The following is a 16,029-nucleotide window of genomic DNA, read 5'->3' as shown; positions in this document are numbered from 1 at the left end:
TGGAAGTAACTTTCTTGGGCGCTTGTGTGAAGGAATTTTAGGAAGTTATAGATAATCAATATGATGAAGAATTGATTGAAAACGGCATTTTAAGTGGTTCCATAGAGAACCGGTACGTTCTGATACTGCATTACACAGTGGAAGAAGAATTCGATGACCAAGAGAGACTTGTGAAAATTGGAAATCTCTTGATTCGTTATGTTCTTCAGACTCGTCACAACGCTGAGACTCTTGCCCTCATAGTCCAGAAACTGCACCATCCATTCGCTGTCGTTTCTGAGTCTGTTACTACAGTGTACCAAGCGTGCACATGAATTCTGCAGTCACGTTCGTGTCCTTTGGACGGCTACCTTTCAATGATTTCTTACTTTTCAACTGGATGTTGGTCTTCAGACATTAGATGAAATCCTGATCATTTTCCAGATAGTCATCTACCTTGTCGATCGAGAAATAAGCCCGCCGACTAGAAGTAAACGCGGATTTTCTTGCTCTTTTCTGATAGGGCCTTATTGCTTTAAACTGGTGGTCTCCACATCACGGAGGGGCATGTCGGTATTATTCAGCAGCGCGACATGCAGTTTGATCCCTGCCCGTTCCCCGTTATATGGAGGACAAGGTAAGCCACTTTTCTCTACTGTATTCGTCGTGGAATAAATAGAGAGAAGTAATTTTGGAAGCTTCAGTGAATCTGGCTGCCGGGGTCATTTTATTGCTGAAGATGTCCAAGATAGCAGATTCCAGCCCTTTCAAATGTTTAGAGAGGAACGAATGATCAACGGAAGTTAGTCTTAAAGTTCTCTCAGGATTGGATTCATGGTGAAGGCTCATCCACTTATTCACAGCCGATTGATTGGATGAACTAGGATAGAAAAACAGAAACCGAGTAATTGCGGGTGGTTTTTTCATATTGGAAATCGTTCAGGATTGCCTGTAAATTTTCTTCTGGTAGAAATCTTTTAGTCAGTGTCTGAAGCGTGGTATCATTATTTATGGGGATGACCTCGTTTCGTAAATGTTGGTGTCACAACTTACATTCAACCTGAGTTATCTGTTTTTTGCATATTTTTGTGCACTATTTGGTTAATCAACACGCTTGCTGCAATACGTTAAATACATACAAAAAAATTATAGCTTGTGATACTGAAATTATAAGACAAAAGAAATTTTTTTATTAAGTATATGCCACTCAGATGTTTTAAATAGTTTCAAAGGAAGGATCGAGTATAATGCAATCAATTATATTAGCCGCAGGAATGGGAAAGCGCCTAAAAGAGTTAACTAATAATAACACGAAAAGTATGGTTAAAGTAAACGGTATGACGATGATTGAAAGGATGCTTTGCCAATTGGATAAGGTTGAACTTTCGAAAATTGTTGTAGTAGTTGGTTATAAAGGAAAAGAACTTATCGACTTTATTTCGACGTTGGGAATCAATACACCGATAGAGTATGTAGAAAATGAAATATATGATAAAACGAATAATATCTATTCGCTTTATATGGCGAGAGACTATCTGTTGAAAGAAGATACACTCCTTCTTGAATCTGACCTTATTTTTGAAGATTCCGTGTTAAATCAAATTATTGAGGATCCTTATCCAAGTCTTGCATTAGTAGCTAAGTATGAAAGTTGGATGGATGGAACAGTAGTGACTTTAGATGAGGAAAATAACATAAAAAGCTTTTTAGGAAAAAAAGATTTTAAATATGAGGATATTAAAAGCTACTTCAAAACAGTTAATATCTATAAATTTAGCAAAGAGTTTTCAACTACTCATTACGTTCCATTTTTAGAAGCATATAGTAAAGCGCTAGGAAATAACGAATATTATGAACAAGTACTTAAAGTGATTACACTATTAGACCGACCAGATATAAAAGCAACCATCCTTGGTGATGATTCATGGTATGAAATAGATGATATACAGGACCTTGACATTGCTGAATCAATATTCACAACCTCTACTGAAGATAAGTTAAAAAGAATACAGAGTAGGTATGGTGGTTATTGGAGATACCCACATTTAATAGACTTTTGTTACCTAGTTAATCCATTTTATCCGCCTCGAAAATTACAAGATGAAATAAAAGCAAATTTTGAACGTTTAATTTGTGATTATCCGTCAGGTATGGGTGTTAACAGCCTCTTAGCTGCAAAATATTTTGGATTAAAAAAGGAACATGTAGTTGTAGGGAACGGCGCAGCTGAAATTATTAAATCATTAATGGAAAGACTTCCTGGAAAGATTGGAATGGCTCTTCCAACATTTGAGGAATATCCAAATCGTAAACGTTCTGATGAAATTGTTCCATATTATCCTAATAAAAACAATTATTCCTATACTGCTGAAGACTTAATGGACTTCTATGTGGATAAGGATATTTCTATTTTATTATTAATTAATCCTGATAATCCTTCTGGAAATTACATCAAAAAAGTCGATATATTAAAGGTTGCAGAATGGGCAGAAAATAGAGAGATTACTTTTATTGTAGATGAATCTTTTGTTGATTTTGCAGAAGAGGAAAACGCCACCCTATTAAATGAAGAGGTATTAAATAGCTATCCGGATCTAGTTGTCATTAAAAGTATTTCAAAGTCCTTTGGAGTACCAGGGCTTCGTCTAGGGGTTTTGGCTTCCCTTAATGCGGAACTCATCAATTTTATGAAGAATGATATAGCTATCTGGAATATTAATTCCTTCGGAGAATTTTATATGCAAATTTTCGAGAAGTATAAGAGTGATTATGAAGAAGCTATGAGAAAGTTTAAAGATGTTAGAAGAGAATACATTGAGGAACTTTCAACTGTTAAGAATGTGCGAGTTGTACCGTCGCAGGCTAACTATTTAATGTGTGAAGTTGTTGGAAAGCATACAGCAAAAGAAGTAACAGAAAAGTTACTAGATCAATATGATTTATTAATTAAAGATTTATCTTCAAAAAATGGTTTTGACGGTGAATATATTCGAATTGCAGTAAAACGTCCGGAAGAAAATAATAAATTGGTAGCAGCATTAAAAGAAATATTGGACTAAAAATTAGTTAAGGGGGAGGAAAGGAAATGAAAATTTTAACACATACCGACATTATGAAATTAAATATAGAACCAATTCAGTGTTATAAATGGGTAGGTGATATGCTCGAAAACAAAGGGAATGTGATGTTACCTGCAAAAATTAGCATGAAACCAACGGAAGATGTTTTTTATAATGTGATGCCTTCTATACTCCCCCAAGATAATAGTGGGGGAGTAAAAGTAGTAACTAGGTATCCTTCCAGAAATCCAGCTTTGGATAGTCAGATTTTGCTTTATGACTATGAAACTGGTCGTCTGAAATCATTGTTGGATGGAAATTATATAACCACCATGCGTACTGGAGCAGTTGCTGCACATTCGATTAAGCTTTTAAGTAAGAAAGGTTTTAATAAGATAGGAGTTATAGGTTTAGGTAATCAAGCGAGGGCTACATTGAAAATGTTGCTTGCTTTATTCCCTGATAGGAATATTGTATTAAAGCTACTAAAATATAAAGATCAACATTTATTATTTAAAGAATATATAAATAGTCTACCAAATTCCGAACGTGTTGATTGTGTTTTTTGTGACTCCTATAAAGATACAGTAAAGGGAAGCGAAGTGGTCATTTCTTCTGTTACTTATTTAGCTGAAGATATCTGTGAAAATGATTGTTATGAGGAAGGTTGTTTAGTTGTACCAATTCATACAAGAGGGTTTATTAATTGCGATTTATTCTTCGATAAAATATATGCAGATGATACAGATCATGTTAAGGGTTTTAAGTATTTTAAACAGTTTAAGAACTTCGCAGAAGTGTCGGATATACTTAATGGAACAGCAGAGGGACGTCGCAACGACTCCGAGAGAATTATGGTATATAATATTGGACTGTCCATGCATGACATCTACTTCTCAGAAAAAATATATCAGTTAGCTGAGGTGCAGGGAATAGGGCAAGAGACCTCACTAAAGGCCCCTGATGATAAATTTTGGATATAAGTGAACTTCTTTACTTTGGCATTTCTATATTCCCAAAGCTATTATTTTATAGGCTCATTGTAGAATCAACTTAGTCACCTATATCCAAACAAAAGAATGCCACTATAAAATTTCGTGTATCATTGAGGTTCCGAGACTCATATTGAAAGGAAGTTTTATAAAAGCACAGACTGAGGATATCATACAAAACCGGAAGAATAAATACCTGCCCCCCTTTGAGCGCGGTCATATCGCTGCCCTCCACAATGCGAGGCATTCAAATCGAGACATCTGACGTCGCTTGGGGCGTCACCACCAATCGATTGCCAACGAACTGTAGCGCGAGGCAACGACGCAGCTGAAGACCGGACGGACGCCCTATACGGCCTACAGCGTAGAGACAGGACAGGCGGTATACGAGTGCAATCGGCTGAACTGCGGGGCGAAAAGCAAGCTGCCGACGGCCGGGATGTTCATCGAATTCGCATTTGATGGAATCACCCATCAAGGGTGGTCACCTGAAGCTGTTGTCTGTTTCGCTGGGGGCAAACCCGATTGGAAAACAAACCCATGGGCTCAACAAAGACGCTATACAACTATACCGAAATGGACATTTTGAGCGTCCAGAATATCGACTTGCCGCTGAAAAACAGGAGGAATACAAAGACCCTGCTAATCCGAAGAAATCTAGGTATCCTAGGAAAAAGGGATTGACGAACGCCCTGCTGAAGTGGAGGACCGAAACGAATTCAGTCGCTGGGAGATCGACACAGTGGAAGGCTTGAAATCCGGTGACATTTCCTCTTTGACACACATCGAGCGGAAGACGAGATACTATTAGGCCATCCTGATAGATGACAAGGTTCACGATTCCTTCGACCATGCCCTGAATCAATTAGAGGAGGGTTTCGGTGACTTAATCTCGACATTTTCAGGACGCTAACATCCTACAATTGAAGTGAATTTTTGAGCTCACCAAGGGGTTATACGGCGTCGCGGACATCTGTTACTGCCATCCCTACGCCCCCTATGAGCGAGGATCGAATGCGCGCCAAAACAGTCTTCTAGACGCTACATTCCGAAAGGATAAGCGTTAGACGATTACTCTTGCGGGGCCATCAAACGCATCTATTAGACACTCAATCAATTATCGAGAAAAAATCTTGGATTACCAACAGCTGCCCGTTCTGTTTGAGGAATTAGTCGCAAAACTGGAAGAGAATCTCCGAAACAAAATTAAGGTCAAAACAGCTAGTTAAGAATGGGGTGAAAAATGCCCCCATCAGTGAACACACTGGAATTTAGCTAGTAGGCTAATTTATCGTTGCAATTTAGGATTAAAAACAAGTTATAAATGGACTGCTAATAATGAGGTGAAATACTTTTGGAAATTAATGTACTCGAGAAATCATTTATTAATATTAGTGGGGATATTTATGATTCGGAATTTATAAATTTAGTTAATATAAAGGATAATAAATTAGCACTTGATGAAAGAACTCTGTTTCTTACCCAAAAGGATAAGGATAGGTTAAATATACAGCCAATTAAAGATTATGAAGATGTAATGTATATTTTTAAATATAGGAAAGTATATGGATTGATAGGAGATGTACCCATCAAGGAATACGACTCTGGTAGAATTAAATGTCATGAACTAGTTTTACCTGACACTGTCCAAGGAATGCTTAGTAACCTCCATGGTTACAATTGCGAGGCAGCTCCCATCTTACTTGCCCATAAAAAAAAAGTGGACTATAAATCATATATAGATGAGATGAAGTACAGGGAGAGTTATAGTCTGAGTGAGGATTTAGAGATTTTTGTGTTTTGTGGTGAAGAAGCTCAAAAGATTGCAGAGGAATTTGTGGATGAAGAAAGTATGTATGTTGCGGATGGACATCATCGTTTATATACGAGTTCATTATCAAGCTTTAAGAATTCGGTTCTTTCCTGTTTGATTAGCTTTGAATATCTAGATATTTTGCCGATACATCGGGTAATAGCGAATGTAGACGCACAGCTATTTGAAAAGGCTAAAGATTTTATCTTCAAAAGGTTTGAAGTTATGCCCGAGGAAACACCTCTGTCTAAAGGTAAAATCCGTATTGAATATGAAGGAGACCGCTTTGTAGTTAATCTTATAGACTTAAATTCTGATGACTTTTGTAATAACGATATATACCGGTTAAATACGCAAATCATTTCACAAGCTTTTCGTATATTTGACACAGGCAGCCTTGAGTATCTTTCAGATGCTGAACTAAGAAAATATAAATTATCATCTAGAAAAAAAGATGTTACGATCGAAACTTATCCAATAGTTAAAGAAGAATTTATTGAGTGTGCAAATAAAAACTCCATCATGCCGCCAAAGTCAACATGCTTTTTTCCTAAGTTTCCATCTTTTTTAATTTTTAAACAGTATAAATGATCTATTCATAGAGGCAAACTAGTGTTCTAGATGATTTATTGATTATTTTTTTTTTTTTTTTATTTAAAAGAAAAGTAATGTTCGGTGACCTGTGTGACACTCAACTCCAACACTATTTTGACTACTCAGCGGTTTGTTAAAAGTAAGCCCCCAATCAAACGACGCATATAAACTGAAAGCATCTCCAGGTATGATTGGATTATCTAATCGATAGGAGGTGCTTTTCTTATGCCACAAGAATCAGTTACCATCGTCCCCGTAACATTACACTCCGTTGTTATTGACGTTAAGAAAGGTCCAGAACTTGACGAGATTGCCTGTCCCACTGTAAGCCCGAAATATAAAAAAGCACGCCCAATATGGCGCGCTGCACAAATAGCCCTAGCGTTCGATATATTTTCGAACGGAGGGCTATTTTCTCCCGCATGAGAGTCGGATATTCTCTGACCACGGCAAATAATTGTCCAACAGGCCGGGGGCCTGATGAAAATCCAGATTCGGCAGTTCTGTGAACAGCTTCTGGAGATAGATGTAGAAGTCAATGCCATGGATCTTGGCTGTTTCGGCAAGAGACAGACAGATGGCGTTTGCTTGCGCACCCGCTTCACTAACAGAGAACAACCAGTTTTTCCGTCCGATGACGTTCGGTCGGATTGCATTCTCCGCGGGATTATTATCGATTTCAATCCTGCCGTCCTTTAGAAACGCTCGAAGTCCATCCGACCGGTTCAGTGTATATTCCGCTGCTGTCGCAAGCGCACTTTTCCCATAGAACGGGGATTGCTCGATCCACTGGAAAGATTCATCAACAATTGGTTTGGCGTATTTCTTCCATGCCTTTCGCCGTTTACCCGGAGAAAAGTTCCTGAACTTCCGTTCCAACCGATACAGCTGGTCGCAATATGCTACGCCGATTCGTCCATTCTTACTGTCGGCTTTGAGCCAGTACCGCCGGACGTGAGCCCAGCAGTTGGCGAATGTGATGCCGTCCAGATTGCCGTAAGCTGAATAGCCATCACAGATGAGCGTTCCCTTGTAACCGGAAATGAATGATCGCAAGGCAACCCTCGAACGGGAAAGGGCGCTCCGGAAAAGGACCATGACAGGCCCTTGGCTTGGGACGGTGCGGCACACCCAATTAAAGGCTTTCGACTGGCCGGATTTTCCGTCTGATCTGTGAACCACCTGTGCATATGTCTCGTCGACGTGCAGAACATTCCGGCACGTCAACAGTTCCCTCATCCTCTCGTACAGAGGAGATAACCATCGATCAGCTGCGGAGATCACCCAGTTGGACAGGTTCTTGTCATTGGTCATCAGTCCGTGGCGCTCCCATTCCTTTACCTGCCGGTAAAGGGGCAGGTATTGAATGAACTTATCATAGATGACTTTTGCCAGGACGCTGGGACCGGCAATACTCCGTTGAATGGCTGGTTGCGGCGCCTTGCCGCGGATGATCTGGGCAGGGAGCGACACATCATTTTTACAGTGAGTGCATTCATAGGCGTGTTCCATATGCAGCACTTTCTTCATCTTGGCTGGAATGAATAGAGCTTCCTCCCGCACGATAGTTCCGCCGATTTCCGTCATCTGTTGACGGCAACAGGCGCATTCAGTCTCTTCCGGATGATGATGGAGGATTTCTGTTTCGATGTCTTTCTGCAGCAGATCATTCCGCTTCTTCCGCTTAGCTTTCCGGACAACAGTATAGGAGATCGTCTGTTGGCTTTGTTCCTCTGTGTGCTCAGAGTCAGGAAAAGGAGATTCATCTTCGTCGAATAATGATCCCTGCCCATCGGGCGCCTGATACTTAGATTTCTCCGTTTTGGATCCGTACAGGAGCTTCGTCAGATTCTGCACTTGTTGGGTGAGCGATTCAATCCGTTTGGTCAGCTGATGGATCTGTTCGTTAGAATGGGACAGCTGATCTTCCAATAGCCGAATAATTTTTTCGTTCGATGACTTATTTGCCATATCGCTCACCACTTTCCGTTCCGTTTTGGTCCTTACATTATAACGGGTCCGAAGGACGGTGGAAAGTGGAATCTCAGAAAGCCCCTTTCAACGATGGCTGGATGGCTCTCGGTTGCTGGATAGACAAACCTTCGAGCAGCCAGCGAAGCTCCTGTTGGGTCAGGTTCTTTACTTCCTGTTCGTTTCTTGGCCATTGTAGCTTTCCACTATCCAGCCGCTTATACAGCATGGCGAAGCCGTTACCGTCGAAATACAGACATTTGTATCGGTCTTTTTTCCAGCCGGCGAACAGGAAGATGGAATCGCTATAGGGGTCCAGCTCGAAAGAATCTTGGATCAGCGTCGCCAATCCATCGATCCCTTTTCGCATATCGGTCTTTCCGCAAACGATATAGATGTTTTGAACCTGGGTGTAGTCCTGCCTCATCGGTGGATCAGCTCCCTTATTACGCTCTGGATGATGCGCTCTTCCACGCCGTTCTGGAAGGTGACTTCGGTATGACCCAGTCTGATGATACAACAGGAACCGGGGAAGCTGGAGGAAACGGCCGTCAGGCCGTCGTTTGGCGCTGGTTGCAATGTAACGGGGATGATAGTCAATGGTTTTTTTGGCAAAGGAAAAGCACCTCCTTCAAGTTGATATCTTGATCATACTAGGAGATGCTTGGTGAAAATATGCGTTGTTTGATTGGGGGCTTACCCCGTAACATTACACTCCGTAACAGAACCCAGCCCATCAACTACTGCCATCAAGGCCATCGGCCATTGCACAATCAAATTGACCCACACCGAAATTGTCTTTCATAACGGCGTCGAGGAACGTATCGTCCAGATGATCGTAAGGGAGCTGATGGACCGATGAGACAGGATTATACAGAAGTGCAGAATATCTATATCGTCTGCGGAAAAACAGATATGCGCAAAGGTATTGACGGTCTTGCAACGCTTATACAGGATTCCTTTGAACTGGATCCCTACGGGGATTCCATCTTTCTTTTCGCTGGTTGGAAGAAAGATCGCTATAAATGTCTGTATTTTGACGGGAATGGATTCGCTCTATTATACAAGCGCTTGGATAACGGAAAATTGCAGTGGCCATGCAGTGAACAGGAAGTGAAAAACTTGTCGCAGCAGGAGCTCCGTTGGCTACTTGAGGGACTCTCCATTCAGCAGCCGAAGGCAATTGCTCCTTCCTTACAAGGTGCTTTCTAAATAGTTCTGTTCAGATATCTTGTAATTCGGTATACTACCTTCAACGAGAAAGAAAGCGGTGAAGGAAATGGCCAATCGGACATCCGAACAAGCGCTTGAAAAAGTCATCCGCATTTTGGAAGAGCAATTGGCGCATTCCAATCAGCAGAATGAACAGCTGACCAATCAAGTGGAGAAATTGACCCAACAGGTTTAGCACTTAACAAAAATGTTATTCGGCTCACGATCCGAGAAATCAAAATACAATGTGCCCGAAGGGCAAGGTTCCTTATTTGAGGAAGAAGAGAACCCTTTTCCCCTTTCTGAGCAGACAGAAGAACAAAGCCAACAGGTAGTTTCGTATACTGTTGTCCGTAAAGCATCAAAGAGGAAGCGAAATGATCATTTTCAGGAAGGTGTCGAAACAGAGGTCATCCACCATCATCCTGACCAGCTTACCTGCGCCTGTTGCGATCTCAAACTAACGGAAATCGGCGGTACGATTGTGCGCGAAGAAGCTGAATTTGTTTCGGCGCAACTGAAGAGAATTCAGCATATGGAACATGCTTATGAATGCCTGCATTGTAAGGCAGATCTATCTACACCAACGAAAATTGTTCGAGGAAAAGCACCACAGCCAGTCATTCAGCGCAGCCTCGCAGGTCCAAGTGTATTGGCGAAAGTCCTATCGGACAAATTCACTTTATATTTACCTCTTTATCGTCAGGTGAAAGAATGGGCTCGTTACGGTTTACAGACGAACGATAAGAATTTGTCCAACTGGGTGATCAATGCTTCCAACCAATGGCTGACACCACTGTATAGGCGGATGATCGAGCTGGCTTTAAACCGGACAATCCTTCACGTAGACGAGACGACATCACAAGTCATTCATCGTAGTGATGGGAAACCGGCCAGTTCCAAGGCGTATAACTGGGTTTACAAGACAGTTCCTTGCCAAGGGCCTCCACTGGTCATTTTTAAGCATTCCTTGTCTCGTGCCAAGGAAGTATTGAAGAATTTCCTTTCTGGCTTCAAGGGTACCGTGATTTGTGATGGCTACTCTGCTTACGGTGATATCGAAGATATCTCCTTTGCCAACTGTTGGGCGCACGTCCGACGATATTGGCTGAAAGCCGATAGTAAAAATGGCCAGATGGGTGTTGACTATTGTAATCGACTCTACCAGTTGGAACGGAAGTTCCGAACAATGCGGCCAAGCAAACGGCGTAGAATGCGCAAGAAATATTCTAAGCCAATCCTTGATGACTTCTTCAAATGGATTGAGAACGGTCATTTTTACGGGAAGAATGCCATTGCGACGGCAGCTGAGTATACATTAAAGCGAAAAGAGGCGCTTCAACGATTCCTTCATGATGGCCGAATTGAAATCGATAATAATCCAGCTGAAAATGCCATTCGTCCGAACGTGATTGGACGAAAAAACTGGCTCTTTTCTGTCAGTGAAGCAGGTGCACAAGCAAACGCGATTTGCCTAAGTTTGTCGGAGACTGCAAAACTTCATGGGATCGATTTCTATGCCTATTTGAAGAAAATATTCACAGATCTACCCACTATGAGTATTCAGCAGCAAAGTGAACGGCTCGATTCGTTCCTGCCATGGTCACCAGAAATTCAAGAATCGTGTAAATTGAGATAGCCCTGTCTCTTCAAATCGGTGAAGAGAAGGGCTATTTGTGCGGCGCGCCGATAGGTAGCGCTTTTTTATATTACGGGCTTACGGTGAATCCGTTTCGAACGCGGCTATCTATCGTTTTGCGGGGGAATGGTAAGGCCAGGGGGATATAAGCCTTTAGCTGCTCGTAACAGTGGAGTGCCCACTGTTCGTCCTGCCGTCTGTGGATGAATTGAAATCTCGGTTTCCTGCCGGCCTGCTGGACAATGCAGCCATCCCCTAACAGCTTGCCGCACATACGCTGATGGAATACAGAAGACATGGCGATTGCTCCTATCTCAATTATGATAAGATAAGTATACCACGAGTTAGAACGTATGTTCTTTTTCAACAAGGCGTCTCAAAAATGAGAAAGGTAGTGATCACCATGAGTAAACAAGTACAGCCAGATATTCAAGCTATCGAAATTGAATTGCAGAAAGTGAAGGAGCAGGATGCGGTGCTGGCGCAAATCGAAGAGCGGTTGTACCGGATGAAGGACATTGCCCAGTTTGCTGCGGCAAATGACTTGGACAAGGAGAAAGCTGCAGAGCTGAATGGAGAAATCCAAGATCAGCTGGCAGCTATTGAGAGATTGAAGGAAGACTTTGAAGGATTATCAGAATTGAAATTACATGGTGTGTCAGACGGGTTTTCAACTCTACAATAGTTGGTTGTTCATGCCCCCATCAAGCAGCCGGTATGTCATTTGTCGACTGTGAAAATGATGTACTGTCCAATCCCTCCTCCAATATCCTACTCCTCCACCAGCTATGCCGGCGGCTGGATCTGTTTGCAGATTGAAGTCACATTAGCTGCTGAGCACCACAAACCCCAAGCATGCTGCGGATAATCCATCCGCCTATACTCCAGCCAACCAGTCCAACCATCGCGGCTTCACGTGAAATGACGGCCTGGCTGGTTGCAATTTCTCTCTCATTTCATGGTAGTAACTGTTACACAACTTCCGGCTTCGAATACTTGCTGTATTCCTCCTGGATCATCTGAAGCAAGTGATCGTCTTCGTACAGTTTCAGCAGCGCGACTGCCTTGTCATAGTGGTAAGCAGCATGGTCGAGATCTATGTGGGAGCAGCAGATCGCCAGCCGGCTGCAACAGACCGCCAAGGAGGGGTAGGGCAGTTGGCGGAGCTGCTTTTTTAGCAGGCGATCCAACCGTGTGCGGGCGGCTGTGTAGGCGCCGTTTTGGATCAGGATCATGGAAGAGTTGATTTGAATCGTGATGCTTAGTTTGATGGCATCCGCGAATCCGTTGTACTCACTGAGTCTTTCGAGAAGTTTGTCGGCCAGGGGGATAACGGTATCGCTGTCGAAAAAATAGAGCATGGCATTGAGCAGTTTGATGTCCATCAGATACCATTGGTCATAATTCGAAATGCGTTCCCATACGTGCTGCACTTTCTCCCGTGCATCGTTCAGGCTTCCGGATGTCTCAAGGATGAGCAGCGCTTCGCAGACCTGCCTGATTTCCATCAGATAGTTGTTCGGTACGGCTTCCAAGGACATATCAATCGAGCGGATCAGGTCTTGAATTTCAGTTTTGTTGTTGTATGGGAGACGGAAAAAGCGCTGGATCAGATGGTCTGACTCTCCAAATTGACAGCCGTTCTGGAGATAGTCGAGTTCTTCGAATGTGAGCTGCAGCTGATTGAGCAGATGTACGAAGGCTGCCGATCCAATATCCGATTTGCCGGCTTCGAAGTTGGAATAGGCCGCTTGGGAGAGTGCGGTTGTTGCGACTTTCTGCTGGGAGAGATGCTTGTTTTTTCGGACCTTCTTTAGTGACTGTCCATAGTGTGCCAATCGATTCCACCCCTTTTATCAGTTTTCTGATAATTTGTCTGATACTTGTAAGTATAACTTATACTGAAAGAAAAAGGGGGGCGTGTACCGATGATCGACTTCGTCATGACATTGCTGGATATTTGGCTTATTTCCGGAGGATGAATCAGTCACAGTAAATAAGTTTCCTGTACCAGCCGACTCGGGTGAAAGGTAATACGAAATGATATTTCCACTAAGGGAGGAAGAAGACGTGCTCAAAAACGTAAAACGGATCTTGCTCGTACTAGCTGCACTAATCTTGCTGAGTACCGCAGCCACCCCTGTGACGGTCTTTGCATCGGCAAGTGACGGAAGTCCCGTAGTCTTAAAGGATACGGGAATTGAACGAGTTGTTCAGACAGTCACGGATGGTGTAGTGACGAAAGCGGTATACAACAAGAAGTTGAATCTGCTGACAATCGAAGAAACCGGTCACAAGCCAGTCACTTACAATATGACCGAGCTGACACGCCAAGCGGTAGCCGATGAGTTGATCACCGTGTCCCCGGAGGAACCGCAATTGGGCATGCTGGCTGCGACGACAAAGCAAAAGACGTTCATGAATTATGAATACATCATCACTCACGGATCAACGGAGAAGTGGGAACTCCGCAGGCCGAAAGAAGACTCCCTCTTCAAGTACTATTATAAGAAAGTGAACAGGACAGCTTCGAATAAAGGCAACTTAGCGTCTTTCCAGACAGCAGTGGAGAACATCAACTATTACGAATTCAAAGCAATCGGAAGTTCGCTGACTTCTCTGGGACTCAGTTGGCTTTCCTTCATTCTATCAGTGCCGACAGCAGGTGCAGGTACACTGACTGCAGGTCTCGCAGCGTTAGGAGCATATGGAACGGCGCTGGATTCACTTGTCAAACTGCACCGGCATGCAAATCTCGCGAATACGTACTACCACCGCGTCAAGTGATGAAAGGAGCTTGTCCATGATGAACTTGATCATTCTTGTGCTGCTTCTGATGACTGTGTTCATTTTCAGCATCGGGCTCTATTACTTGTTTCTCAGAAAGAATAAGAACAATGTGACCCGTATCCTCGGCTATACGTATTTATTGATGGCGATGATATCGGTGGTGGTCACTTGGTATGTCTGGTGATCTGATTGTATGAGTCTCCGCGTCAGCCACTGAGGAACGAACCAGACTTGAATGATCGGTGCCTGTGCGAGAAACCGAATGATCGGTGCCTGTGCGAGAAACAATCGTGTTTGTTTACACATTTATGAATGTTTCGCGCACAGGCACCATTTTTGATAAACACTTTAATTGTATCATCAAAATACAGCAAGGGGAGATGTTGAGATGAAGAAATTAGTATTTTTACTTTGTTTGGTATTGGCGTTTAGTAGTACCTCAATAAGTGAGGTATTTGCAATTGGTTTCGATAAAAGTCCTGGAAGTAATATGGATTTGAAAAATGAATTGATAACAAAAGAATTTGAAGGTACTTATAATTTAATTAACTCGGACATGCCTGAATTAAGTTTGAATATCCTTGTAGACAATTCAACTGAAAGAGTAGTAGAATCAGTTCAAGATGGCGTGAAAAGTATTGCTATTTTCAATAAACTAACTAATGTTCTCACTACTAAAGTAGAAGGACAAGAGGAGGTTGTTTTAGATTTAAATGCAATAGCAAAAGAACAGTTAAAGATAGAATCTGAAAATGAAATGAATGCTTTAGCAGGTAAATTAGAAGAAAACACATGGACTAACTTTGAATATACAATCAATTATGGATCTCCAAACAAATGGCAAATGAGAAGACCTAACGGAAACTCTCTTACTTCGATCTTATATTACAATGTAAACGAAACAAATAAAAATAAATCTAATTTAAAAGGATTTAAAGATTCCGTTGATTCATTAAATGATTACGAAAGAAGATTTATTGGAGCAGTTACAGGTGTTGGTATTTTAACAATCGCTTCTTTAGTTGTGGCTGCAATAAATGGAGCGGCAGGTGTAGCTGTTGGAATAACGGCGATAGGAATATCCGGTGCTGCATATAATTATTGTATATCGATGGAGAGAGCCGCTAAAAGGGCTTATCACTATTATTGGCAGGTATGAGGTGTTAATTAGTAATGGCGATATTTAATTATGTAAATCTATTGTTAGGAATTTTGGTTTTTTTCTTAGGCTTATATGCACTTAAAATCAAGAAGAAGAAAAACCAGTATACTAATACATTAGGCTATTTGTTTGTTTTACTCGGATTGTTATATTTTTTGATAAATTTAGTTTATATTATTTGGGATTAAAGTTGAATATTAGCTATATTAATTGAACAACAGGAGGTCGTCATTGTAGTGAGGGGTGCCTGTGTGAGAAACAATCGTGTTTGTTTAAACATTCATGAATGTTTCGCGCACAGGCACCTCTTTTTCAGTTGTGGCTGCAATAAATGGAGCGGCAGGTGTAGCTGTTGGAATAACGGCGATAGGAATATCCGGTGCTGCATATAATTATTGTATATCGATGGAGAGAGCCGCTAAAAGGGCTTATCACTATTATTGGCAGGTATGAGGTGTTAATTAGTAATGGCGATATTTAATTATGTAAATCTATTGTTAGGAATTTTGGTTTTTTTCTTAGGCTTATATGCACTTAAAATCAAGAAGAAGAAAAACCAGTATACTAATACATTAGGCTATTTGTTTGTTTTACTCGGATTGTTATATTTTTTGATAAATTTAGTTTATATTATTTGGGATTAAAGTTGAATATTAGCTATATTAATTGAACAACAGGAGGTCGTCATTGTAGTGAGGGGTGCCTGTAGTGAGGGGTGCCTGTGTGAGAAACAATCGTGTTTGTTTAAACATTCAGAATATTTCGCGCACAGGCACCTCTTTTAAAAAAGGTAGTTCCAATGTTTTACGGGCAAACGC

General features: G+C 41.7%; 14 protein-coding genes. 10 read left to right on the top strand and 4 right to left on the bottom strand.

The annotated features are described in order from the left end of the window. Positions 1-1,226 precede the first annotated feature (1,226 nt). The 3 genes from QWT68_RS08480 (at position 1,227) to QWT68_RS08470 (ending at position 6,434) form a co-directional block, all read left to right on the top strand. Positions 1,227-3,038, top strand: a complete 1,812-nt coding sequence (locus QWT68_RS08480) for an aminotransferase class I/II-fold pyridoxal phosphate-dependent enzyme (protein WP_290147855.1) — start codon at positions 1,227-1,229, stop codon at positions 3,036-3,038. A gap of 26 nt (positions 3,039-3,064) precedes the next feature. Further along, positions 3,065-4,021 carry a hypothetical protein gene (locus tag QWT68_RS08475; protein ID WP_290147854.1) on the top strand — a complete coding sequence of 319 codons (957 nt, stop codon included), beginning with the start codon at positions 3,065-3,067 and terminating at the stop codon, positions 4,019-4,021. 1,363 nt (positions 4,022-5,384) lie between these two features. Next, positions 5,385-6,434 (top strand): DUF1015 family protein, encoded by a 1,050-nt coding sequence (locus QWT68_RS08470; RefSeq protein ID WP_290147853.1) that lies wholly within the window; start codon positions 5,385-5,387, stop codon positions 6,432-6,434. A 411-nt stretch (positions 6,435-6,845) separates the two neighbouring features. Here the strand turns inward: QWT68_RS08470 and tnpC (QWT68_RS08465) are convergent, their stop codons facing one another. From tnpC (QWT68_RS08465) to QWT68_RS08455, 3 genes are all read right to left on the bottom strand, one after another. Continuing rightward, complete coding sequence (gene tnpC, locus QWT68_RS08465) at positions 6,846-8,408, bottom strand: IS66 family transposase (RefSeq protein ID WP_431312220.1); 1,563 nt, start codon at positions 8,406-8,408, stop codon at positions 6,846-6,848. Positions 8,409-8,481: 73 nt separating this feature from the next. After that, positions 8,482-8,835 carry an IS66 family insertion sequence element accessory protein TnpB gene (gene tnpB / locus QWT68_RS08460; RefSeq protein ID WP_290147851.1) on the bottom strand — a complete coding sequence of 118 codons (354 nt, stop codon included), beginning with the start codon at positions 8,833-8,835 and terminating at the stop codon, positions 8,482-8,484. Next, positions 8,832-9,023, bottom strand: a complete 192-nt coding sequence (locus QWT68_RS08455; protein WP_290147850.1) for a hypothetical protein — start codon at positions 9,021-9,023, stop codon at positions 8,832-8,834. Before QWT68_RS08455 ends, tnpB (QWT68_RS08460) begins: the two co-directional genes overlap by 4 nt. 243 nt (positions 9,024-9,266) lie before the next feature. Between QWT68_RS08455 and tnpB (QWT68_RS08450) the strand changes: the two genes are divergently transcribed. From tnpB (QWT68_RS08450) to QWT68_RS08435, 4 genes are all read left to right on the top strand, one after another. Beyond that, entirely contained in the window at positions 9,267-9,620 is a 354-nt protein-coding gene (tnpB, locus tag QWT68_RS08450; RefSeq protein ID WP_290147848.1) for an IS66 family insertion sequence element accessory protein TnpB, read from the top strand. Positions 9,621-9,687: 67 nt separating this feature from the next. Beyond that, positions 9,688-9,816 carry a hypothetical protein gene (locus tag QWT68_RS08445; protein ID WP_290147846.1) on the top strand — a complete coding sequence of 43 codons (129 nt, stop codon included), beginning with the start codon at positions 9,688-9,690 and terminating at the stop codon, positions 9,814-9,816. Between the two features lie 12 nt (positions 9,817-9,828). Then, complete coding sequence (tnpC, locus tag QWT68_RS08440; protein WP_290147844.1) at positions 9,829-11,259, top strand: IS66 family transposase; 1,431 nt, start codon at positions 9,829-9,831, stop codon at positions 11,257-11,259. Between the two features lie 403 nt (positions 11,260-11,662). Further along, positions 11,663-11,944 carry a hypothetical protein gene (locus QWT68_RS08435; protein ID WP_290147843.1) on the top strand — a complete coding sequence of 94 codons (282 nt, stop codon included), beginning with the start codon at positions 11,663-11,665 and terminating at the stop codon, positions 11,942-11,944. Between the two features lie 286 nt (positions 11,945-12,230). Here QWT68_RS08435 and QWT68_RS08430 read toward each other — a convergent pair whose 3' ends face one another. After that, positions 12,231-13,097, bottom strand: coding sequence for an Rgg/GadR/MutR family transcriptional regulator (locus QWT68_RS08430; protein ID WP_290147842.1), 867 nt, complete (start codon positions 13,095-13,097; stop codon positions 12,231-12,233). A gap of 232 nt (positions 13,098-13,329) precedes the next feature. Between QWT68_RS08430 and QWT68_RS08425 the strand changes: the two genes are divergently transcribed. The 3 genes from QWT68_RS08425 (at position 13,330) to QWT68_RS08415 (ending at position 15,208) form a co-directional block, all read left to right on the top strand. Beyond that, positions 13,330-14,046, top strand: a complete 717-nt coding sequence (locus QWT68_RS08425) for a geobacillin-26 family protein (RefSeq protein WP_290147841.1) — start codon at positions 13,330-13,332, stop codon at positions 14,044-14,046. Positions 14,047-14,062: 16 nt separating this feature from the next. Further along, complete coding sequence (locus QWT68_RS08420; protein WP_290147840.1) at positions 14,063-14,233, top strand: hypothetical protein; 171 nt, start codon at positions 14,063-14,065, stop codon at positions 14,231-14,233. Positions 14,234-14,437: 204 nt separating this feature from the next. Next, the gene (locus tag QWT68_RS08415; RefSeq protein WP_290147839.1) at positions 14,438-15,208 is read left to right on the top strand and encodes a geobacillin-26 family protein; all 771 of its coding nucleotides are present in this window, start codon (positions 14,438-14,440) and stop codon (positions 15,206-15,208) included. Positions 15,209-16,029 lie beyond the last annotated feature (821 nt).

Source organism: Sporosarcina trichiuri, from assembly GCF_030406775.1.
Lineage (GTDB): Bacteria > Bacillota > Bacilli > Bacillales_A > Planococcaceae > Sporosarcina > Sporosarcina trichiuri.
Note: the sequence above shows the minus strand (reverse complement) of the source record. Positions and strands in the feature narration are given on the sequence as shown.

Bases quoted from the DNA above. Each gene is read 5' to 3' on its own strand.
- QWT68_RS08480 (WP_290147855.1), top strand. From the start codon at position 1,227: ATGCAATCAATTATATTAGCCGCAGGAATGGGAAAGCGCCTAAAAGAG.
- QWT68_RS08475 (WP_290147854.1), top strand. From the start codon at position 3,065: ATGAAAATTTTAACACATACCGACATTATGAAATTAAATATAGAACCA.
- tnpC (WP_431312220.1), bottom strand. From the start codon at position 8,408: ATGGCAAATAAGTCATCGAACGAAAAAATTATTCGGCTATTGGAAGAT.
- tnpB (WP_290147851.1), bottom strand. From the start codon at position 8,835: ATGAGGCAGGACTACACCCAGGTTCAAAACATCTATATCGTTTGCGGA.
- tnpB (WP_290147848.1), top strand. From the start codon at position 9,267: ATGAGACAGGATTATACAGAAGTGCAGAATATCTATATCGTCTGCGGA.
- QWT68_RS08445 (WP_290147846.1), top strand. From the start codon at position 9,688: ATGGCCAATCGGACATCCGAACAAGCGCTTGAAAAAGTCATCCGCATT.
- tnpC (WP_290147844.1), top strand. From the start codon at position 9,829: ATGTTATTCGGCTCACGATCCGAGAAATCAAAATACAATGTGCCCGAA.
- QWT68_RS08435 (WP_290147843.1), top strand. From the start codon at position 11,663: ATGAGTAAACAAGTACAGCCAGATATTCAAGCTATCGAAATTGAATTG.
- QWT68_RS08420 (WP_290147840.1), top strand. From the start codon at position 14,063: ATGATGAACTTGATCATTCTTGTGCTGCTTCTGATGACTGTGTTCATT.
- QWT68_RS08415 (WP_290147839.1), top strand. From the start codon at position 14,438: ATGAAGAAATTAGTATTTTTACTTTGTTTGGTATTGGCGTTTAGTAGT.